This is a genomic window from Synoicihabitans lomoniglobus (assembly GCF_029023725.1).
GTDB classification, from domain to species: Bacteria; Verrucomicrobiota; Verrucomicrobiia; order Opitutales; family Opitutaceae; genus Actomonas; species Actomonas lomonigloba.
The window spans coordinates 1,072,384-1,093,791 of record NZ_CP119075.1 but is presented as its reverse complement, the minus strand read 5'-3'; the positions used below and the strand labels follow the sequence as shown (position 1 = coordinate 1,093,791).

Sequence of the window (21,408 nt, the reverse complement as noted above, 5' to 3'; positions counted from 1 at the left end):
ATCATGTCTGTCCCCTTTCACTCGCGCCGATTTCTGCGCCTCGGTGGGCTGATCGTCACGCTCACCGTCCTCACCCCATTTGTCTCCTCCGCTCAGGATGCCCCCAAAAAGGAAATTTCTGACAAAGTATCGGAAGAACTGGGTGGCAAACTTCGGGAATACACCGAAGCCAAACAATACGAACCGGCTCTCGCCTTGGTGAACAACTTGCTCACCACCGTAAAGCCCGAGAGTTACGACCGCACCGTTCTTAATCAGATCAAGGTTCAGATCCTGCTGACCCAGGAAAAATACGCGGAAGCCATCGCACCGATGGAAACCGCCCTTCGCTTGGGCAAGGCCTACGACTTCATCGAGAAACGCCAGTATCTCGAGTTTTCCCAGATTCTCTCCCAGCTCTACTTTCAGGAAGCGACTTCCACGAAAGACACCAAGCTGCGCGACGAATACCTCGGTAAGGCTTACAGCACCATCAAGGAATACTTGGCGAACAACGATAAGCCCACCGTGGAATCCATGTCGTATGCCGCGACCATGATCTACACGCAGGCGACCATCGATCCCAACAACACCAACAAGAAGTTGTTGAACGAAGCCAAGGAGCTCGCGCAGGAAGGCCTCACCCTCTCCATCAAGCCGCGGGAAACCTTCTACGTCCTGATTCTCGCCGCCCTCCAACAGGAGGAGAAAAATCAGGAAGCCGCTGAATTGCTCGAACTGCTCGTCACACTCAACCCGACCAGCAAGCAGTATTGGCAGCAACTGCAGGCGACCTACCTGAACCTCGCGAACAATGCCAAGGATTCCGATGCGGCGCTCGAATGGAACGTGCGCACCATCGTCACCATCGAACGCGCTCAAAAGCTGGGGATTCTCACCGGTCCGCGCGATCACTTCAACTTGGTCGGCATCATGATGAACATCCGCCAGTTTGACCAAGCGATTGAGCTCCTCGAAAAGGGCCTCGCCGAAGGCAACATCGAATCCACCAAGCAAAACTGGGAATACCTCGCCTCCTCCTACCAACAGGTTCACAAGGAGCTTAAAGCCATCGATGTGCTCAAGCAAACCGCCGCGCGCTTCCCCGATGCCGGTGATCTTGAATTCAAAATCGCCAACATTTACTACAGCTTGGACAAAATGTCCGACGCCTACAGCCACGGCAAAAGTGCCTTGGAAAAAGGCGGCGTGGAAAATGTCCCCGCCGTGCAAATGTTCATCGCCTACATGGGCTATGAGTTGAAGAAATACGAAGAAGCCCTTCCCTTTGCCGAGGCCGCTAAAAACGCGGGCACGGCCAACGCGGACCGGCTCCACGAAGCCATTAAGAATGCGATCACCGAACGCCAAGAAGCATTGGAAGCCACCATTTAATCTCCCTTTATACCCTCACTTTTCATGAAAAAAGTCTACATCCTCGCTCCGGCAATCATGCTCGCTGTCTTCGTTTTTTACTACGTGGGCTTTGCCAAGGAATACGAAGCGAAAGAAGCCGCCGCCGAACAAGCCGTGAAAGAAAAGCGCATCGCGGAACTCAAACAAGAGGCCGCTGAGCGGGAAGAAGCCATCAAGGCCGCCTTGGCCCTCAACGAAGCTCGCAAAGCCGAACGTGCTGAAAAAGAAGCCAAAGAACTGGCCGAAAAAGAAGCGCGCCAAGCGGCCAGCGATGCCAACGATGTGGCCCGCACCGATCGCAACAAGTTCTCCGCGCAAGTCGAACGCCTCAAACAGGACATCGACGCCGTGAAGAAGGAAATCGCCGCCATCGAGGAAGATAAAAAGGCCCTCGTGAGCGAAAAGGAATTCCTCGGCACGTATGTCACTGCCGCCAACGCCAACGTGAAGAGCCTCCAATCCGTGCTCCAACGCATTAACGAAGCCGATGCCGCTGCCGCCGCTGCTGCCGCCGCCGCCGCCGCCGCCAAATAACAACGCTCTTCTGGATAACTAAGCCATGAACAAGTTCTACATCATCGTCCCGGTCATCATGATGGCCATCTTCGGCTTCATCTACAGCGACTTCACCAAGAAGGACGCCATCCGAGTCGAACACGAAGCCGCTGAATTGAAAGCGATCGCCGATGCCGAGGCCGCCGAAAAGGCCGAAGCCGAGCGCCAAGCCAAGGAAGACGCCGCGCGTCGCACCGCCGAACGTGAAGCCGATGAAGCCCGCAAGATCGCGGAGCGTCGCGAGAAGTGGGAAGCGGTCGGCCAACAGATCGCCGATTCCACCGCCAAGTATAAGGCGGAAGCCGACAAGTTCTCCGCCGAGGCCCAGGATCTCGAGATTCAACTCCTCGAAATCCGCGGTGAGCGTGAAAAAGTCGCCAGTGAAGCGTTCAATCTCCGCAAAGACGTCGAGCTCGCTCGTATCGCCAAGCGCAACGCCGAACTGCAAGTGCAACGGATGACCGAAATGGTTTCCAAACGCGCCGCGGAAAGCTCGCTCACCAAGATGCCCGCCGCGCCGGCCCCGGGACGCCGCTAAGGCACGCGTTCGCTTCGCCAATCTACCAACCCCGCAGTTCGCTGCGGGGTTTTTTGGGCCCGAACCACCCGGAACGTCAGGCGAGTTGAAGCCAGGCCTTCGACAATTCAACCGACAAAGATTCAAGATTCTCCTTGATCGACATCCAATAGAAGCGAATCTCTGACCTCTTCCTTTCCTCTCGGAATCGATCGTTCTTTCAGCACCGTCACCGGACCGCCTTAAAATAGCCACCGAACCCGAATTCGACGGCCGCCGCCCTGCCCTGCAGGTTCGGAATTTTATCGGTCCTTTTTCTGAAGAACAAACCCACACCATCGGGGTGTAGCTTAGCCTGGTAGAGCGCTACGTTCGGGACGTAGAGGCCGGAGGTTCGAATCCTCTCACCCCGACCATTTTCAAGAACCTGTGATTTCCGCGATCACAGGTTTTTTGTTTCTAGCCGCCAGAGAGTTTCAGGTGCCCACAAACGGGTTGTAGGCGCGTTCGTTGGCTATCGTGGTCAGAGGACCATGTCCGGGAGCCACCACCGTATCGTTTGCGCTGTGCGCGAACACCTGCTGCAAACTCGCGGCCAGACGACGACGGCAAAAATAGGCGCCCCCCACCGATCCAGCGAACAACAGATCGCCCGACACCAGTAAGCGCCGACCGGTCGGCGCTTCCGCCACCCCGACCTCGTAGCAGTGATGTCCCTCCGAATGCCCCGGACATGAGCGCACGGTGACGGCAAAGCCCTGCTCGCGGATCACCGCCCCGTCATCCACCGAAATGACCCCGGACGGCTTGTTGTCCACCGCCGGACCAAAAATCGGGGCCGCGGGAAATCGTGATCGTATCGCCGATAATCCTCCGCAGTGCTCCGTCTCGTAGTGCGTGATGAAGACGGCCGCGATGCGTTTGATTTTGGCCGGCCAATTGCGCCAGAGCCCTTCGGCCCCCACGCCACAATCGAACAGAATCCCCCAGTCCTCGCAGCAATCGGCCACCAGATAGGCGTTGGCCACGCCGATGCCGTGAGGCATCCGCAGCGGATAAAGACAAAACGGCAAACCGCTGATTTCAGGCAGCGGGTAATTCTCACTCGCCACCGCCGCCAGACCGACCGGGTTGAGTTCAAGCAACTTCGCCAGTTTGGCGACTTCACCCGGATTCAGTCGCTCCGTGTAATCGATGACCGCTTGGAGTCGCTCGACCGGGATCGAGGTTTGCTCGGCCACCTCGTGTTCATTGAGACCGGAACGACGTATGGCTTTGTCGAGAACATCGCCCAACTCGTCCTCCAAAGGTGCTCGTTCAATGACCATACGTCCAACCTGCACATGTTGGCCGCGCGGAGCAAAAATGTTTTGGCGTCAATCTTGGGCTCAATCACCGTAACCCTCATGGACGACACCCAGCAGGAAGTTCTCGATATCTTCACGCGCACCAAAGCACTCCTTCGCGGCCATTTCGTGCTGCGTTCCGGGCTGCACAGCGGTCACTTCTTTCAATGCGCTCAGGTGTGCCAGAACATGGCCGCCGTGACTCGTCTCACGGAACTGCTGATACCTCGCCTCCAGAATCTCGAATTCACCACGGTGCTGGCCCCCGCCATGGGTGGTCTGGTGATTGGCCAGGAAGTCGCTCGTCAAACCGACTCACGTTACGTTTTCGCCGAGAAGGTGAACGACAAATTGGAGATCCGGCGCGGGTTTAAATTCTCGCCCGGGGAAAAAGTATTGGTCGTCGAGGATGTCGTCACCCGGGGCGGCCGCGTAAACGAAGCGCTGGCCCTGTTGCGGGCGGCCGGCGCGGAACCCGTGGGAGCGGCCATGCTGGTCGATCGCAGCGCCGGATCTTCCCGATTCGACGTGCCGGCGATTTCGCTGCTCGAACTCAGTTTCCCCACCTACGCGGCGGAGCAACTTCCCGCCGAACTCGCCGCGCTGCCGGTCGAAAAGCCGGGCAGTTGACGGGTAACATCGCCGGGGGCAGCACCAGCGAGCACGATGCCTCGTTCCGGCTTGGTAGTGTGTAACGCCTAAGAGTTCGGATAGGTGTAGGGTCGTTGCTTGCGACGACCGCATCCATCACGCTGCGGTATTCGCAAGCGAACACCCTACCCTGCGCTACGACAACTTACAGGATCGTTGGTCGTTCCGACGCTGACTCCACGAATACTCCAGTGTGACTGTCGACTAGAACCCCTTGACCTTGAAGAGACCGGTCACGCTTTCGTTGTTGTGAATGCGCAGGATCGCTTCGCCCAAGAGGCCGGCCACGCTTAACACCGTGATCGGCAATCCCCGGGGATCGACCGGAATGGTATTGGTCGTGATGAGCTCGTCGATTTCTCCGCCTTTCAGCCGGTCGTAGGCGATCGGGCTCAGCAACGCGTGGCTCACCGCTGCCCGCACGCTCAAGGCGCCATGGGCGCGCATGACCTTGGCGGCATTGATCAGGGTGCCAGCCGTCTCGGTGATATCATCCACCAGCAGGACATCCTTGCCGTCGACATCGCCCACGACGTTCACCGATTCCACCGTCGTGGCGCTCGTGCGCTTCTTCCACACCATGCCCAATGCCGACCCCATGAGCGTGGCATAGGCGGCGGCCATTTTCATGCCCCCGACATCCGGGGAAACCACGACGAGATTTTTGTCGCGCATGCCGATCTTCTCCACGTGCTCGAAAAACACGGGCGACGCAAACAGGTGATCCACCGGAATGTCGAAGAAGCCCTGAATCTGCTGCGAGTGCAGATCCATGGTCAGAATGCGGGTCGCCCCCGCTGCCACGATCAAGTTGGCCACCAATTTGGCGGTGATGGGCACCCGGGGCTGATCTTTGCGGTCCTGCCGGGCGTAGCCGTAAAAGGGAATGACGGCCGTGATGCGATTGGCCGAGGCCCGACGCGCGGCATCGATCATGATCAACAGCTCCATGAGATGGTGATTCGTCGGCGTGCAGGTCGACTGCATGATGAAAACATCCTGCCCGCGGATGTTTTCGTTGATCTTCACAAACGATTCCCCGTCGGGGAATTTAGTCACGGTTGCCTCCCCCAGCGGCACTCCAATCGCCTTACAAATTTCTTCAGCCAGAGGCCGGTTTGCGTTTCCGGAGAAAATCTTGAGACGAGGCGCGGTCATCGAGCGACATCGTGCCGACAAGCCTACAAGTCGGAAGCCTTTTTTAACTCGTCGATTTGAGCGGCCAGGGATTCGACCTTTTTGAACAGGTCCGGCAGCCGACGATTCAAGACCAACAACCGGCGTTCCAACTGATACGGGAGCGCCGGGCTGCCATTGACGAATATCCCCGGATCGATGTCGGACGTCACGGCCGCCTGACCGCCAATCTTGGCGCCCTTGCCCACGGTCAAGTGACCCGCAAGGCCCGCCTGGCCACCAATGACCGCGTAATCACCGATCGTGGTGCTCCCGGATACCCCGACCATGCCGCAGAGGATGCAGTGCCGTCCCACCACCACGTTGTGCCCGATCTGCACCTGATTATCCAATTTGGTGCCTTGGCCGATGACCGTGCGATTAAACCGCGCTCGATCGATGGTGCAGTTGGCGCCGATTTCGACGTCGGCCTCCACCACCACCGTGCCCACCTGCGGCACCTTGGCATGTTGGCCGTCAACGAACTCATAGCCGAATCCGTCGGACCCGATGACGGTGCCCGCATGAACGCGAACCCGATCGCCCAACTCGCATTCCGTGGCGACGTAGCTGGAGGGTGCCAACCAGCAGTCGCCCCCCACCCGCGCGTTTCGACCCACAAAAACCTGGGCCTGCAGGTGGCTCCGATCTCCGACGTGAGCTCCCGACTCGATGACACAGAGCGGACCCACCGTGGCGGAGGATGAAATGGTCGCGTCCGGAGCCACCACCGCCGAGGGATGCACCCCGGGCGTCGGTCGGGGCCAAAGCGAGTGCTCGATACGGGCACACACCAACGCCAGTGCGACCGAAGGTTGCGCCACGACGAGGTGGCATTGATCCGGTCCCGGCTCCCCTACGTAATCGGTCGGAACCAAGATCACGGAAGCCCGCGACGTGGCGACGGAGGAGCGATACTTGGAATTGCCCAGGAATGACAACGATCCGACCTCCGCGTCGTCCAAAGCCGCGATCCGTCCAATCGTCCCCGCATAAGCGCCGCGAACCTCCACCGGCGACACCATCGCCACGAGTTCATCCAAACGAAACGAGATCTGCATCGGGGAGACCTTGAACGCGGGTCAATGGCTGAAGCAATGCGCCAGTGGATTCCGGACACAAAAAGACCCTGCTCGGATGAGCAGGGTCGAAAAATAAATCAATCGACGGGAGAGATTTAGTTACCGGCGGCCGGGAAGCTGACGGTAGGCTCTTCGCCGGTGGTGGTGGCGGCCGGGGTGCCCGCCGGACGGGTCTTGTTGATCTCAGCCAGGACGGCGTCGGTGATCTCCAGGGAGGGCTCGTAGTAGAGCACGGCCGGCATGCCGAGGAGCGACGGACCGGACTTGTCCATGAGGAGCGTAGCACCTTGGCGCTTGGCGACTTCCACGGCCACTTTGCCGATTTCGTCCATGAGCAAGCTGCGGAAGTTCATCACGCGCTTTTTGAGCGACTCGCTGCTGTTTTGCACGAGCGCGTTCATCTCGCCTTGCTTTTGCTGCAGTTGGGCGACCTTGGCCCGGGCATCTTCCTGGATTTTGACTTTGGCGTCTTCCGAGAGCACCGGATTGTTGAGTTGTTCGGCAATGCTTTGAGCCTCTTCCTGCAGAGCGAGTCCTTCGCCATTGAGACGATTGATTTCGGCCTTCACGCGCTCTTGCTCGCTCTGGAAGACGACGTTCTTTTCCGCCGTCTTGTAGTGGCTGTCGAAGAGGCGAGCCATATCGACAATTGCAATCTTGGGTGCTTGAGCGAAGCCGGCCGAAGCCGCCGCAGCGAAGGCCACGAGCACGCACAGGGTTTTCAGGGAGTTCTTCATCATTATAGAATAGCTAGGACTAACAAATTAGAATCGGGTGCCGAAAGAAAAATTAAACTGGTTACCCTTATCGTTCACGTCATCCGACGTGAGGGGAATACCGAAATCGAGGCGCAACGGGGCACCTGCCACGAACAATCCCAGACCGACACCGAAGTTGTCGTTGTAACGGGCGGGATTGAAATCAAACGCACCGTCGTTGACGAAACCGGCGTCGTAGAAGATCGCGAAACGCACCGGGGACACGATATCGATCGTATACTCCAGCGTCAGCATGCCGTAGGTGTTACCACCGATCGGCTCGTTGCTCAGCGAATCCTTGGGACCCACTTCACGGTATTCAAAGCCGCGCAGGGTGTAAGGTCCGCCGAGGAAGAATTTCTCGTAGAACGGCACGCCCGTGCTGTCGCCGTAACTGTCGACGACGCCACCACGCAGGATGATGGCGAGCACCTGCTGTTGGAACTCGAACAACGGATAGAACTGCGCCCCGCGGAACTCCATACGGTAGTAGTCGGAGTCGCCGCCGAAGATGCCACCCGCGACATCGAAACGGAGTTCGACGCGATTACCGGCGGTGGTGTTGACGATCTTGTTGCGCGTGTCGCGTTCCAACGTGAAGCCGACTTTCGAAATCGAACGCTCGCCGGCCAATGCTTGCACCACGGCCGGGGCGCTCGGCGAAATGTTGCCGATATCCACCACTTGGTAGGAGTAGGACAACTGGCCGTTGACCAATTCAAAGAGGCGTTTGCGCATGTAGACTTCACCACCGGTGCGGATCTCGTTGTAGATGGCGCTGTTAAAGTCCGACGTGGTGCGGAAGAGGGTGAAGCCCGTGGCCAGTTGTTTCTCAAACAACCAGGGTTCCTCAAACGACATCACGATCTCACTGGACTGGTCACCGAGTTGCAGGCGCAGCCGGAATTTCTGGCCATCGCCTTGGAAGAAGGAACGACGGTTAAAGATATCGAAATTGGACTGGGTCAGCTCGGCGAAGATCACGGCCCGCTCCAGAGAGCTGAAGCCGGCGCCAAAGGTGAGGTTACCCGTGCGGCCTTCACGCACCGCGACCTTGAGGTTGCGGCGGCCCGGGATGTTCGTGCTTTCCGGCGTGATGTTCACGTCGTCGAAGAAGCGCGTGTTTTCCAAACGCAGCTTGGAAATCTCCATGCGAGTCGTGTCAAAGATTTCACCCGGTCCCAGCACGAGTTCGCGCAGGATAATGATGCTCTTGGACTTGGTGTTGCCCTCGATCCGGATGGATTCGACGTCGTAGGGATCGCCTTCGTCGATGATGTATTCGAGGTCGATGTCACCCGTCTGCAGATTCGGCACCCGCAACAGGGTCACCCGGGCATCCAAGTGCCCTCCTCGACCGTAAAACTTCTCAATCTCGGCGGCATCTTCATCGAGCTTGGACGGGACGAACACATCGCCCGGTTTTTGCTTCAAGGCGAATTTCAGCAACTCGCCCGGCACCTTCGTGGCCCCGGTGACATCGATGGTGCCGATCCGGTATTGGCGACCCTCATCAACATGGATGGTGATCTCCAGGCGTTCCGGCGTGGGATAGTCATAACGGATCTGTTCCGGCGGGATGCGCACATCGAGGTAACCTTCCTCGCGGTAGTAATCCCGCAGTTTTTCCAAATCGTCTTCGAACTCATGGTCCTTGAAGCGACCCGTGCCGAGCAACCAGGACCAGAACCACCACTTCTTGGTTTCCATCTGCTTCCGCAATTTGCGCGCCTTGACGTGATCATTGCCCGTGAAATCGACGGACGAAACGCGCACCTTGGCACCTTCACTGATTTTAAAGGTGACCGTGCCGAAGCCCGTGGACCGATCACGGTCGATCTCGTAGTAAATGGAAATCCGGTTGAATCCGACCTTCTGGTAATACTCGCGGATCTTCTCCGAATCCTCCTTCACCTGACGCTCGTCGAGCACGAGGTTGGCCTTGGTTGAAATCTCTTTTTCCAACCGACGATCGCGGATGCGGTCATTGCCGTCGAAAATCACCGTCAGCACGCGGTAGCGCGGGGTGAGCTCGAACACCAGGTTCACCCGGCCGCTGGGCAACGTCTCCCGCTTGACCTCGATGAACTCGAACAAACTCGTGCGATACAAGGACCGGATGTCGCGGTCGATGAGCACTTCGCTGAGCTCGGAACCTTCACGCACCTGCATATTGGCGCGCACGATCTGCTCGCTCACATTGGTTGCACCCTGGAAACGAATGATGATCTGTTCGATCGTCGGAGCGCTTCCAGCACCAAAGTCTTGGGCCAGAGCGGACGTGCCACTCCCGGAGACCAAGGCAAACAGGACTAAAATACGGAATATCCGCATTAGCGGACTACGGTGTGTAGTTTTCAAAGCGAGTGATGTCTCGGAGGAACGTAAGCTTCAAGTCTCCTACCGGTCCGTTTCGTTGCTTGGCAACGATTAACTCGGCGGAGTCGGCGGCGACCTGAAACTTCTCATCGGCATCTCGAGGACGAGCAAGCATCAGGACGACGTCGGCATCCTGCTCGATGGAGCCAGATTCACGGAGATCAGAGAGTTTGGGAGTTCGATTTTCTTTCTCAGCGGCACGATTGAGCTGACTGAGAACCAACACGGGGACTGCAAGTTCCTTGGCGAGGGATTTTAATCCGCGGGAAATTTCCGCAACTTGTTGTTCGCGCGGAGTCTTGGGGTCGGTCGCGCTCAGCAATTGCAGGTAGTCGACGACGACAAATCCCAGCTTTTGGCGGGTGGCGAGCCGTCTCGCCTTGGCGCGTAACTCCATGATGGTCAGCTGGCTGGAGTCGTCGATGAAGATGGGGGCTTTGGAGAGTTCGTCGGCGGCCTGCACCAGATCACGGTATTCATCTCCTCCGGGACGCACGAAACCCTCCCGAAGTTTCTTCATATTTACCCGGCCTCGCGAACAGAGCATACGCATGCCCAACTGCGCCGCGCTCATTTCGAGCGAAAAGAGTAACACGCCCGCCGGTTCACCGCGTTTGGGCAGCGCGGCGGATTCCGCCATGTTGAGGGCCAGCGAGGTCTTGCCCATCGACGGACGGGCGGCCAGCACGATCATTTCCGCGGCCTGGAAGCCGTAGGTCATCGCGTCCAATTCTTTGAATCCCGAGGACACGCCGGTGATCTCGCCCTTGTGGTGCATCATCTTGTCGATGACCACCCAGGCCTCCTTCGCCGTCTCCTTCATGGACTTCGCAGCATCGCTCACGCGATCCTGCGTCACTTGGAAGATGTCCTGTTCGACTTTGTCGACGAACTCCTCCAGCCCGCCTTGAAACGAAAAACACTGCTCCACCGTGGAGGTGCCGACCTTGATCAACTGGCGCAGCAGGTAGAGCTCACGCACCCGCTCCAGGAAGTAGTCCGTCTGGGCGGTGGTGGGAATCCGGCTGCTCACCTGCATCAGGTAAGGCACCCCGCCGATCTCATCCAATTGTCCGGTCGTCTTGAGCTCCTCCGCCAACACTTCGATGGCGACGGGAGGGCTCTTTTGATAAAGCTCGAGGAGCTTTTCGTAAATGATGCGGTTGGCCGGGAAAAAAAAGGCGGCCGGAGGCAGCTTCTTCTCCAAGCACTTCGCAATCGAGTCCGATCCATCCAGGAGACAGCAGGAAAGCAGGTATTCCTCCGCGTCGATCGAGTGCGGCGGCTGACGTCCCAACGTCGGCACATCGCTGTCTTCGCCGTTGCGTTCGGGGCGACGGCGATTCTTTGACCTGAACTCTGGGGGGGCTTGATCCATTAAGCTGAATTCACCATCGCATAGATCCGCGCGAGCGCTGGCAACTGAGGAGCGGAAAAGTTGTTGGTCTTATCCACAAACCGGACGACACCGCGATGCGGAGCGGCTGACGGGAACGGAGGTATAAAACAAAACCGCCGCAGACCAAGGGGTCCGCGGCGGTCAAAGGGATTGCGCTGAAGATCAGGCTTGAGCCTCGTCGCCCTCGCCCTCGGTCGATTCCTCGATCGGGTTTTCGGAAACGACGTCGAAGGACAGCTCGACGCTGACTTCGGGGTGCAACTTGATCTTGGCGGTGTGGTTGCCGAGGGTCTTCACCGGGGTGTAGAGGTGGACCTTCTTCTTATCGAGCTCGACGCCGCCCTCGATGATCTTCTCGTGCAAGTCGGCGGCCGTGATGGCGCCGAACATCTTGCCGCCCTCGCCCGTTTGCACGGCGAATGCGATGGAGAGCTTCTCGAGCTGCTTGGCGAGATCCTGCGCCCCGTTGAGCTCAGCGGCTTCGCGCTCGGCGCGACGCTTGCACAACGCATCGACGCGCTTGCGGTTGGCAACGGTCATGGGGGCGGCAAAGCCCTGCGGGAGGAGGAAGTTACGAGCGTAGCCGGCGCGAACTTTTACTTGGTCGCCTTCGCCGCCGAGACCATCGACGGGTTTGAGGAGGAGAACTTCGGTGTTAGCCATGGGAAGATTTAAGTATGTGTTATCTTGTTTTTTGGAAAGGAGAGCGCAGGAGGCGCATTAGAACGGCACGTCTTCGTCGAGGTTTTCCTCGGGTGCCGGAGCGGGCTTGGGAGCGCGGGGCGGTGGTGAACTGCGCTCCGGCGAAGCGGAGAAACTGCTGCCGCTGCCACCGGATGAATCATCGCCTCCCGGTCCGTCACCGCGGCTGCCGATGAACTGGAAATTTTCCAGCACAACGGAGAGACGGCTGCGCTTTTGGCCCGTGTTTTTGTCATCCCATTGATCAAAACGGAGACGACCTTCGACGAACAGCGCTCGACCCTTGGTGCAATACTTCGAAATCACTTCGCCCTGCCGACCCCACGCTTCGATATCAATGAAGGTGGTTTCTTCCCGAGGCTGGCCCGCACCGTCTTTGAAGGTGCGATTGACCGCCAAACCGAATTGGCAAATGGAATTGCCCTTCGGCGTCACCCGGAGTTCCGGGTCACGGGTCAGGTTGCCGATGAGGAGGACGCGATTGAGATTGGCCATGGGGTGCGGGCGCTACGAACAAAGTCAGGCGCTTTGGACGTAAGTGCGATAAACGGTGCGGTTGAGGCGCAGGCGCTCTTTGAGGGCGGCCGGGGCCGTGGCGGGAGCAGCGAAGTCGACCTGCACGTAGACGCCGCTCGGGCGCTTCGGGTCGGTGACGCGGGCGAAATCACGCTGGCCGAGGTTTTCAATCTCACCGACTTCGCCTTCGCAAGTGACGATCTCTTGCTTCACGTTTTCGATGATTTGCTCAACGGTTTCCTCCACTCCACGGTTATCGAGGATGAAGGTGGCGCGGTAGTTACGTTTGTTCGGGTTCATGTGGGACTCTGCGGTTTAGAAGGTTCATGGCTTTTTCGGTTCCACTGGTCAGCAGCAGATCCAAGCCGGATAAATAATGGGTTAGGTTTTGTTCGACGATGAGGCGTTGTTCGGGACTGAACTTGCCAAGGACGAAATCCTTGAGGTCCATCTGCGGGGGCGACTTCGGACCAATCCCCAGGCGGTGGCGGATAAAGCCGTTGCCCAGCTTGGCGAGCACGTCGGCCACGCCGTTGTGGCCGCCGGCACTGCCGCGATCGGTGATCTTCACCAAACCGAGATCAATCGTGAGATCGTCGTAAACGAGCGCGATGGCCGGTTTGGGGATTTTGAAGTAGCTCGTGAGCGCGGCGGCGGCGCGGCCACTCTCGTTCATATACGTGAGTGGCTTGGCCAACAGCACCGGACGACCGGACGGGTGATCCCACCGGGCGATCTCGGCGGAAAACGCAGGCTGCGTTTTCCACGCCAGTTTTTCTCGTTCGGCGAGGGCATCGAGCACTCTCCAACCGATATTATGACGCGTTTCTGCGTATTCCCGGCCGGGGTTTCCCAGGCCGAGCACGAGCTTGATGGACATGATGCAAAGAACAGGCGGAGACCGCCAAAATCACGCGGCGACAAGCGCCGCGGCGGGTTACTTCTTGGCGGGTTTGGCCGCCGCAGCGGCGTCAGCCGGGGCTTCCTCTTCCTCTTCGCCGGCGGTGCAGCCCACGACCACTTGGCCGACCGGATCGCGGTATTCGACACCTTCGATGACCGGCAGTCCGCCGATCTTGATGGTCGAATCCGCATGCAAATTGGTGATGTCCACCTCGATGGCGCCCGGGAGGTCCTTCGGCAAACAGCGCACCCGCACCGTGGGCGAGGCCATTTCGAGCACACCACCCTCGGTTTTCACGCCGACGCACTCGCCGCGGACGACAACCGGAACTTCAACCTCGAACGCTTCACCCGCGTGGATTTCCTGGAAATCGGCGTGCAAATAAATATCGGTGATCGGATCACGCTGGACTTCCTGCAGGAAGGAGAGCGCCGGCTTGTCCGCACCTTCGCGGGTCAGCTCGATGATCGTCTTGCGACCGGAAATCTTCTTGAGCAGCTTGCGAAACGCCGGAGCGTCGATCGTGAGCTTGGTCGGCTCGCTGTGCTTGCCGTAGAGGATCGCCGGGATCTGATTGGATTTGCGCAGGCGACGGGAGGCGGAGCGCCCCGTTTGCTCGCGTGCGGAGACTTGGAGTGTGGTGGTTGTGGACATGGTTTCGTTCCCCCTGTCACCCCGGAATTGGAGGCAGGCGTAGTGGAAAAGAGGGAGAAGCCATAGAATCGCCCCGTTGAAAGCAACCAAATCTTTGGACCATGAAATTTTTTGGCGAAATTATGGCAAATGGAGCGTTGACAACCCTTCCATCGACCATGTTGTTCAGCGGCTCTTCATTGCTCGGTAGCTCAGTGGCAGAGCAGGTGACTGTTAATCACTTGGTCGCTGGTTCGACCCCAGCCCGAGCAGCCACTTTTGGCCAACGACTTACAATCGTTGGCCTTTTTTGGGTATTTTTGTCTGTCCGGTTTCTGTCCGGTTTTCCCAACTCTCACCGCCCCGCTGCGGTCCGTCGTGAAACCCGAACACGTGTCGCCGCAAAACGCGCCCGCGATCGATGCCCCGGATCAGGGCGTAAGCCCGTTCCGCTTGATGACTGCCCTACCCATCGGCCGACGGATTCTCAGCACGCTTCCCTCTGGCCCTGATTCCCGCTTGGTAAATTTGCTCCTGCTGCTCCTGCGTCAGCGGAATGTTGCCATGAATCTCCATCCGTGGAACCTCATCGCAGAGCGGCGGGCCCGAACTTGGGTGCTTCTCGCTTGCAGTTGAATCGACGTTTGGAGTCGGGGAACCGTTAGTCTGATCCTCCGGGGGCATTGACCCAATCGAATGTGGTGCGACCAGCTGAGGCAAGTGCGTCAGCGACTCTCCTACGCCCCCCGCAAAGATCGGTCGTGACGGTTGCATTTGGCCCTACCTACCAGCGTAGGTTGACCGTTATCGCAAAATCATATCCATAAAGACCGATGTCCTACGAAGCGCCCCAACGTAGCTTCAAGAAATGGCCGCTGATCGTTGTGACGGTCGCACTCGTTGGCATGGTCGTTCTGGTCTACCGTTCCGACGATCCCGAACCAATGGATGCTTCAGGTGCACCGGTGGTTTATGAGACCGAGAAGAAGGTCCCTTCCTACATGACCGACGCCAACAAAGCGGAAGCAGCCAAACTCCTGGAGGAAGTGAAAGCGGACCGTGCGAAGGCTCTGGCCGAGAGTCCACCAGAGCCGCCCGACTCTTCGAATTAAGCGGAATCCGTAGGCGTCAATCGCGACCACTCAGCCCGACCGTCTTACCGGATGGCCTCATCGCGGCCTTGTATATCACGGTTAAAAGCCCCGTCGACCCGCCGAACCGAAAGGCTGTCGGCGTATCGCATCCAAAACTGTCTCGCACACACCACTACTCTCACGATTTTCGCCGCTTCAGCCACGAACGAGCCGGTCGAGAACTTCCGAGAAGGGGCCACCCCTTCTCTTGCGCACCCGTAGCAGGCAGTGTAGGCGCGGGAATATCGGAGTCCCCTGCCCCGTCGTCTTCGCTCGGCAGTGGTGCTTAAAAATTTTGGGAAAATTCTCAGCAACAAATTCTGGTAATGCCCCGCGCACTTCGCTCGATAGTTGAGCGTGCGCACCGACACAATCGATTACCTCGTATTTACCTTGTCGTCGTAGCCATCTACGGTTGTTCAATTTACGACAGTTCGTTCCTTTGAATTTCAACGTAGTTGCACTGGCCGGTGACTTGTTTTGTTCAGCTTACTCCTTCCCCCGGGGAAGGAATCAACTTCCAGTTTGATCGTTCGCCATATCGGGCTCTCCCACCTCCCTAAACACCCCGGCCTCCGACCCTCCGATATTCCGGTCGCCGCCCTGACAATGGATTCCACCCAACTCAACTGGCTCACCAACTTCATCTGGAACATCGCCGACGATGTTCTGCGCGACGTCTACGTGCGCGGCAAATACCGCGACGTCATCCTCCCGATGACCGTCCTCCGCCGCCTCGATGCCGTGCTGGAGCCGACGAAGCAGGCTGTCTTGGAGATGAAGGCCGCCCTCGATAAGGAAGGCGTGACCAATCAGGACAACGCTCTCCGAGCCGCCTCCGGCCAAGCGTTCTACAACACCTCCCCCTTCCTGCTCCGCGATCTAAAGTCCCGCGCCACCCAGCAGCAGCTCAAGGACGACTTCGGCGCCTACCTCGACGGCTTTTCGCCCAACGTTCAGGACATCCTCGAAAACTTCGAATTCCGAAACCAGATCCCGCGCCTTTCCAAGGCCGACGCGCTCGGCCTGCTCATCGAGAAGTTCCTCGACAAGGACATCAACCTCAGCCCGCAGCCGACCGCCGACCTGCCCGGCCTCGACAACCACTCCATGGGCACGATGTTCGAGGAGCTGGTCCGCCGCTTCAACGAGGAGAACAACGAGGAGGCCGGCGAGCACTGGACCCCGCGCGACGCCGTGCGGCTCATGGCGAATCTCATGTTCCTACCCGTGGCCGACAAGATCGAGAGCGGCACCTACCTGCTCTACGACTGCGCGTGCGGCACCGGCGGCATGCTCACCGTCGCCGAGGAAACGCTTCAACAGATCGCCAAGGACCACGGCAAGCAGGTCGCCACCCACCTATACGGACAGGAAATCAACGGCGAGACTTACGCCATCTGCAAAGCCGACCTCCTGCTCAAGGGCGACGGCGACGCCGCCGACAACATCGTGGGCGGTCCGGAGCACAGCACACTCGCCAACGACGCCTTCCGCTCCCGCGAGTTCGACTTCATGCTCGCCAACCCGCCCTACGGCAAGAGCTGGAAGAGCGACTTGGAGCGCATGGGCGGCAAGAAGGACATCAAGGACCCGCGCTTCGTCATCTCCCACGCCGACGAGTCTGAATACTCCCTTCTCACCCGCAGCAGCGACGGCCAGATGCTCTTCTTGGCCAACATGCTTAGTAAGATGAAGCACGGCTCCCCCCTCGGCAGCCGCATCGCCGAAGTGCACAACGGCTCCTCCCTCTTCACCGGCGACGCCGGTCAGGGAGAGAGCAACATCCGTCGCTGGGTCATCGAAAACGACTGGCTGGAGGCCATCGTCGCGCTCCCGCTCAACCTCTTCTACAATACCGGCATCGCCACCTACGTCTGGGTGCTCACCAACCGCAAACCCGCGCACCGCCAGGGCAAGGTTCAGCTCATCGACGCCACCCAATGGTTCCGCCCTCTGCGCAAGAACATGGGTAAGAAGAACTGCGAACTCGCGCCCGAGGACATCAAACGCATCTGCGACACTTTCCTCACGTTCGAGGAAACCCCGCAGTCGAAGATCTTCCCCAACGCCGCATTCGGCTACTGGAAGGTCAAGATCGAGCGCCCGCTCCGCCTCCGCAGCCAGCTCACCCGCGAGCGCATCGAGGCGCTCCGCTTCGCCTCCGGCGACGAGGAGGTTCGCGCCGCGCTCTACGAGGAACTTGGTGACGACCTGTTCGAGAAACCCACCTCCGTGCGCGACCAACTGATCAAGCTGGTGGACAACTGGGGGCAGGATGACGCCGGCGAAGACGACGAAAACAGCGAAGGGGGCGGCAAGAAAGGCCTGCCGGAGAAAACCAAGAAGAAGCTCCTCGATGCCGACACCTGGAAACGCGATGCCGGGCTCGTCGAGACAGCGGAGAAACTCCGCGACGCGCTCGGCGACGGACTCTTCGAAGACCACAACGTCTTCCTCGAAGAGGTGGACGTCGCCCTGAAGCAGCTCGGTCAGAAGCTCACTGCCTCCGACAGAAAGACCATCATCAGCGCCGTGAGCTGGCGCGATGAACCCGCCCCGCCCGTCATCAAAAAGGTCCACAAACCCAGCAAAGCGGAACCCGACCCGCTGCGCGGCTTCTACCCTGTAGGGGCGTCGCTCGCCGACGCCCGCTCCGTCCTCCCTTCCGGCTCCGTCGTCGAATACGAGCCCGACAGCGAACTGCGCGACTACGAGCAAATCCCCTTGCTCGAGGAAGGCGGGATCGAGGCGTTCATTCGCCGCGAAGTCCTGCCCTACACGCCCGACGCATGGATCGTCGAGGCTGACACCAAGATCGGCTACGAAGTCAGCTTCACGCGCCACTTTTATCATCCACCAAAACTCCGCACCCTCGCCGAAATCAGCGCCGACATCCTCAGACTCGAAGAGGAAACTGAGGGCCTGCTCACCGAGATCACGAAAGGCGCAAAGACATGATCGAGGGACTCCATCCGTATTCAGAAAACAGGGAGTCTGGACTGAAGTGGCTTGGTGCCGTGCCGTGTCACTGGCAGATAAATCGACTCAAAACCATTTTCCGAGAAGTTGATGAGAGGAGCACCACAGGGAAAGAGAGTCTGCTGTCGCTTCGGATGAACAGTGGCCTCGTTGATCACCACCTAATGGGAGGCCGTCCGATATTACCGACTGCACTGATCAACTATAAGCGGGTTTACCCAAGGCAAATCGTGATGAACCGAATGCGGGCTTCGATGGGTCTATTCGGCATACCAAAAAAGATTGGCTTGGTGAGCCCAGACTACGCGGTCCTTTCGCCGTTGAGGGAAATTGTGCTGGGCTACTACCTGCAACTTTTCAAATCCCCAGTTCTCGGTCGCGTATTCAGAATGGAATCACGAGGGTTGGGCACAGGGGAATCGGGCTTTCTAAGGCTCTACTTCGATGCGTTCGGTGTATTGGGCGTGCCACTCCCTCCCCCCGACGAGCAAGCGGCCGTCGTGCGATTTCTGGAGCATGTGAACCGGAAGATAGACAAATTCATCCGGGCAAAGCGCCGTGAATTGGTTTTGATAACGGAGATGCTCGTCAAAGTGACGGAAGAGGCGATGCAGAGGCCGGACGGCGAAATCATGCGCCTTTCGACGGCATCCGAACTCATTGTTCGTCCAATCGACCGGCGGTCACGAGAAACGTATACAAGAATCGGACTTTACAACCGTGGACGTGGCATCTTTCACAAGCCGTCGGCGCAAGGGTCTGAACTGGGCGACTCAGATTTCTTCTGGATACGTCGCGGAGATCTTGTGATCAGCGGTCAGTTCGCTTGGGAGGGTGCAGTAGCGCTTGCCCGAGAAAAGGACGATGAATGCGTTGCATCCCATCGCTACCCAATCTTAAGAGGCCGCGAGCAGATAGTTTCGAGCGAAGTCTTACTCGCAATTCTTCGAACTAAATTCGGCGGAATGTTGCTGAATCTACATTCAAGAGGAGCCGCAGGACGCAATAGGCCTCTCAACATCAAATCGTTTTTGAAGGAGAAAATCAGGATTCCCCCAGTTCCGGCCCAAGCCCGCATCATCGACCTGCTAGACCAAGAGCATGCTGTCGCTCAGTCCGTCGCCCAAAGTGTAAAGCTTGTTGAGGAATTCCGGACGCGGCTGACGGCAGACGTCGTGACGGGCAAACTGGATGTCCGCGCCTTCGCCGAGCGGCTCCCGATCGCTGAGGCAGATCAACTTGACGCAGACGAAGAGGAAACCGACGAGGACGAACCGGAGGAAATGGAGCCGTGATCCATGATTCCGACAAGCTCGTCCGCGTCGCTTACAAGAAGCTCAAGCAGATGGTCTACTACGACAAGACCTTCCTGTTTCTTCGAAAGCGACTCGCCGAGTTTGAGTGCGGAGAAGATTTTCTCGACCGATTGGAGCAGGTTGAGAGCGTGCTCAAAGTAGATGCCCCCTTTTCGAGCGAACTATTCAGAAAGTGGCTCGACGGGGTCGGCTTCGTGTTCGCGCCCAAGTCATTGCGGCCGAAAAGAAAACCCGACGACGACGAAGGCAGCTTTGTTTCAAACGTAACCAGCGAACGCAACTACCCCATCGAGAAGGTGAACTACCTCTTCGATGGTCCAATTGAGCTACACCTGATCGCCGTCCTCTGGCTGATGACGAATGGCTTCAAACTTGACGCCTTACTCGTCGAAAATTGCTACGGGTCCCGGCTCGATAACTTGGTGGGGAACGAAGATGACCACTCGGCGAACCTGTTCCAGAAGTATCATGAGCGTTACGCCAAATGGCGCGATGACGGCATCAACAAGGCAGCCGACCTGCTGACCCGTGAGAATCGCAGTGCATGCATCATCGCACTGGATCTGCAGGAGTTCTATTATCGCGTGCAGCTCGATTGGGACGAGCTATGGAATTCGATTCGCATGAAAAAGGACATCCACTCTTCGATGCGATGGGTCTACTCGCGTGAAATACTGGGTGAAAATCTCCTAGGCTGCGTTAAGGCGATCGGAGACGCGTATCAGCTCCAAATTGCACCCTTTCTGAACGGCACCCACACCGAACTGCCGCCTGAATCGACCTGCTTGCCAATCGGACTCTGCTCGTCGCCGGTTATCGCCAACTGGTATCTGCGAGATTTTGACCGAGCAATACTCTCCGAAGTTCGCCCCGCTTACTATGGCCGATACGTCGACGACATTCTGATCGTCGTGGCAAATGACACCGAACCGGGCCAACACCCCGTTACGCGGTTCATGGACGACGTCCTGGTTCGCACGGGCGTGATGCATCTCAACAACCACAGCGGGCGCTACGAGGTCGTTTCCTCAAAGGGACTATTTCTCCAAAAACGGAAATGCGTCCTCCAGTTTTTTGAGGCAGGGCATTCGTTTGCCGGTTTGGAGAAGTTCCGAAAAGAGCTACAGGAGAACGCCAGTGACTTTGCTATGCTCCCGGTCGATGGCGACGAAAGTCCAGTCGAGCAAGTTGCCTATGACCTGCTCTATGATGGATCGATAAACAAGCTCCGCAGCGTAAAGGGCATCGCCGAAAACCGATGGGAACTTGCCAAACATCTGGCGAAGCAAACCCAACTTCAACTGCTCGCGGCCGAGGGACTGGATGCGAACACCAAACGCGAGTTGTTCATGTTCTTCAAAGGTCGGAACGCACTCGAATACTGGGACATGTGGGAACGTGTCTTCGCCTTCCTGATTGCTGCCGGGAATCTCGAAGACGCAGAACGCCTTCGAGGTCAAATTGAAGGCGAACTGCGACGGTTGCGATATGTGGCGGACGATGAAGCGAGCAATGAAGTTCACGGAGGAAAGATCACACGACTGCTCAAACAGAGTCTCCGAGACCACTTGCAGGTGTCCTACGAAATCTGCCGTGCACTCCGCGCTGAGTTCTTCCCATCATTGGAAACACGACTCTGGCGGGACTCGAACCTGATTCGCCACCACTTGGTCGCTGTTCCGCTGCTCAACTACACAGACTACGCGGGAGACTACATCGTCCCGGACGAAACGAGAGCACACCCCGTATCCCGCCAGAAAATCGAGTGGAGCCCTCGATTCGTTCATTTCGAGGAATGCGTTGGGCTGATAGATTCATGGTTCGTCGACGACGAAGGCGAAGACTCCATCACCGCCGCAAATTCCCTCTACGCCCGATTCCATGGCAAGGAACTGGACGGTGTGTCGAGCCTACTGATCAAGGGAGAGGAGGACGGTCCACAATGAGTAGATTTAGGAACGTAG

19 protein-coding genes and 2 tRNA genes are annotated in these 21,408 nt (G+C 58.1%); 10 read left to right on the top strand and 11 right to left on the bottom strand.

The annotated features are described in order from the left end of the window. Window positions 1–3 precede the first annotated feature (3 nt). The 4 genes from PXH66_RS04135 (at window position 4) to PXH66_RS04120 (ending at window position 2,883) form a co-directional block, all read left to right on the top strand. On the top strand, window positions 4–1,374 hold the full coding sequence (locus PXH66_RS04135) for a tetratricopeptide repeat protein (RefSeq protein ID WP_330931229.1): 1,371 nt from the start codon (window positions 4–6) through the stop codon (window positions 1,372–1,374). A 24-nt stretch (window positions 1,375–1,398) separates the two neighbouring features. Further along, on the top strand, window positions 1,399–1,929 hold the full coding sequence (locus PXH66_RS04130; RefSeq protein WP_330931228.1) for a hypothetical protein: 531 nt from the start codon (window positions 1,399–1,401) through the stop codon (window positions 1,927–1,929). Between the two features lie 25 nt (window positions 1,930–1,954). Next, entirely contained in the window at window positions 1,955–2,488 is a 534-nt protein-coding gene (locus PXH66_RS04125) for a hypothetical protein (RefSeq protein ID WP_330931227.1), read from the top strand. 318 nt (window positions 2,489–2,806) lie between these two features. Beyond that, a tRNA-Pro gene (locus tag PXH66_RS04120) sits at window positions 2,807–2,883 on the top strand. 60 nt (window positions 2,884–2,943) lie between these two features. Here the strand turns inward: PXH66_RS04120 and PXH66_RS04115 are convergent. After that, window positions 2,944–3,795 (bottom strand): MBL fold metallo-hydrolase, encoded by an 852-nt coding sequence (locus tag PXH66_RS04115; RefSeq protein WP_330931226.1) that lies wholly within the window; start codon window positions 3,793–3,795, stop codon window positions 2,944–2,946. Between the two features lie 78 nt (window positions 3,796–3,873). On the opposite strand from PXH66_RS04115, the gene pyrE reads away from it, so the two are divergent. Then, window positions 3,874–4,443 (top strand): orotate phosphoribosyltransferase, encoded by a 570-nt coding sequence (gene pyrE / locus PXH66_RS04110; protein ID WP_330931225.1) that lies wholly within the window; start codon window positions 3,874–3,876, stop codon window positions 4,441–4,443. 225 nt (window positions 4,444–4,668) lie between these two features. On the opposite strand, the gene PXH66_RS04105 is transcribed toward pyrE, so the two are convergent. From PXH66_RS04105 to PXH66_RS04060, 10 genes are all read right to left on the bottom strand, one after another. Beyond that, entirely contained in the window at window positions 4,669–5,622 is a 954-nt protein-coding gene (locus PXH66_RS04105; protein ID WP_330931224.1) for a ribose-phosphate diphosphokinase, read from the bottom strand. Window positions 5,623–5,645: 23 nt separating this feature from the next. Then, entirely contained in the window at window positions 5,646–6,701 is a 1,056-nt protein-coding gene (lpxD, locus tag PXH66_RS04100; RefSeq protein WP_330931223.1) for a UDP-3-O-(3-hydroxymyristoyl)glucosamine N-acyltransferase, read from the bottom strand. Between the two features lie 116 nt (window positions 6,702–6,817). Beyond that, on the bottom strand, window positions 6,818–7,462 hold the full coding sequence (locus tag PXH66_RS04095) for an OmpH/Skp family outer membrane protein (protein ID WP_330932235.1): 645 nt from the start codon (window positions 7,460–7,462) through the stop codon (window positions 6,818–6,820). A 24-nt stretch (window positions 7,463–7,486) separates the two neighbouring features. Next, window positions 7,487–9,814, bottom strand: a complete 2,328-nt coding sequence (gene bamA / locus PXH66_RS04090) for an outer membrane protein assembly factor BamA (RefSeq protein ID WP_330931221.1) — start codon at window positions 9,812–9,814, stop codon at window positions 7,487–7,489. A 7-nt stretch (window positions 9,815–9,821) separates the two neighbouring features. After that, on the bottom strand, window positions 9,822–11,237 hold the full coding sequence (dnaB, locus tag PXH66_RS04085; RefSeq protein WP_330931220.1) for a replicative DNA helicase: 1,416 nt from the start codon (window positions 11,235–11,237) through the stop codon (window positions 9,822–9,824). Window positions 11,238–11,420: 183 nt separating this feature from the next. Then, window positions 11,421–11,921: a 50S ribosomal protein L9 gene (gene rplI, locus PXH66_RS04080; protein WP_330931219.1), complete on the bottom strand. Its 501-nt coding sequence runs from the start codon at window positions 11,919–11,921 to the stop codon at window positions 11,421–11,423. A 57-nt stretch (window positions 11,922–11,978) separates the two neighbouring features. Beyond that, the gene (locus PXH66_RS04075; protein ID WP_330931218.1) at window positions 11,979–12,455 is read right to left on the bottom strand and encodes a single-stranded DNA-binding protein; all 477 of its coding nucleotides are present in this window, start codon (window positions 12,453–12,455) and stop codon (window positions 11,979–11,981) included. A 24-nt stretch (window positions 12,456–12,479) separates the two neighbouring features. Beyond that, window positions 12,480–12,776, bottom strand: coding sequence for a 30S ribosomal protein S6 (locus PXH66_RS04070; protein ID WP_330931217.1), 297 nt, complete (start codon window positions 12,774–12,776; stop codon window positions 12,480–12,482). After that, the gene (gene pth, locus PXH66_RS04065) at window positions 12,757–13,356 is read right to left on the bottom strand and encodes an aminoacyl-tRNA hydrolase (RefSeq protein ID WP_330931216.1); all 600 of its coding nucleotides are present in this window, start codon (window positions 13,354–13,356) and stop codon (window positions 12,757–12,759) included. Before pth ends, PXH66_RS04070 begins: the two co-directional genes overlap by 20 nt. A gap of 57 nt (window positions 13,357–13,413) precedes the next feature. After that, complete coding sequence (locus PXH66_RS04060) at window positions 13,414–14,034, bottom strand: 50S ribosomal protein L25 (protein ID WP_330931215.1); 621 nt, start codon at window positions 14,032–14,034, stop codon at window positions 13,414–13,416. 180 nt (window positions 14,035–14,214) lie between these two features. Here PXH66_RS04060 and PXH66_RS04055 point away from each other — a divergent pair. From PXH66_RS04055 to PXH66_RS04035, 5 genes are all read left to right on the top strand, one after another. Beyond that, window positions 14,215–14,289, top strand: a tRNA-Asn gene (locus tag PXH66_RS04055). Between the two features lie 557 nt (window positions 14,290–14,846). Next, window positions 14,847–15,125 carry a hypothetical protein gene (locus PXH66_RS04050; RefSeq protein ID WP_330931214.1) on the top strand — a complete coding sequence of 93 codons (279 nt, stop codon included), beginning with the start codon at window positions 14,847–14,849 and terminating at the stop codon, window positions 15,123–15,125. A gap of 630 nt (window positions 15,126–15,755) precedes the next feature. After that, window positions 15,756–18,107, top strand: a complete 2,352-nt coding sequence (locus PXH66_RS04045; protein WP_330931213.1) for a type I restriction-modification system subunit M — start codon at window positions 15,756–15,758, stop codon at window positions 18,105–18,107. Further along, the gene (locus PXH66_RS04040) at window positions 18,104–19,423 is read left to right on the top strand and encodes a restriction endonuclease subunit S (RefSeq protein WP_330931212.1); all 1,320 of its coding nucleotides are present in this window, start codon (window positions 18,104–18,106) and stop codon (window positions 19,421–19,423) included. The genes PXH66_RS04045 and PXH66_RS04040 overlap by 4 nt, the downstream gene beginning before the upstream one ends. Beyond that, window positions 19,420–21,390 carry a reverse transcriptase domain-containing protein gene (locus tag PXH66_RS04035; RefSeq protein WP_330931211.1) on the top strand — a complete coding sequence of 657 codons (1,971 nt, stop codon included), beginning with the start codon at window positions 19,420–19,422 and terminating at the stop codon, window positions 21,388–21,390. Before PXH66_RS04040 ends, PXH66_RS04035 begins: the two co-directional genes overlap by 4 nt. The last annotated feature ends 18 nt before the right edge of the window (window positions 21,391–21,408 follow it).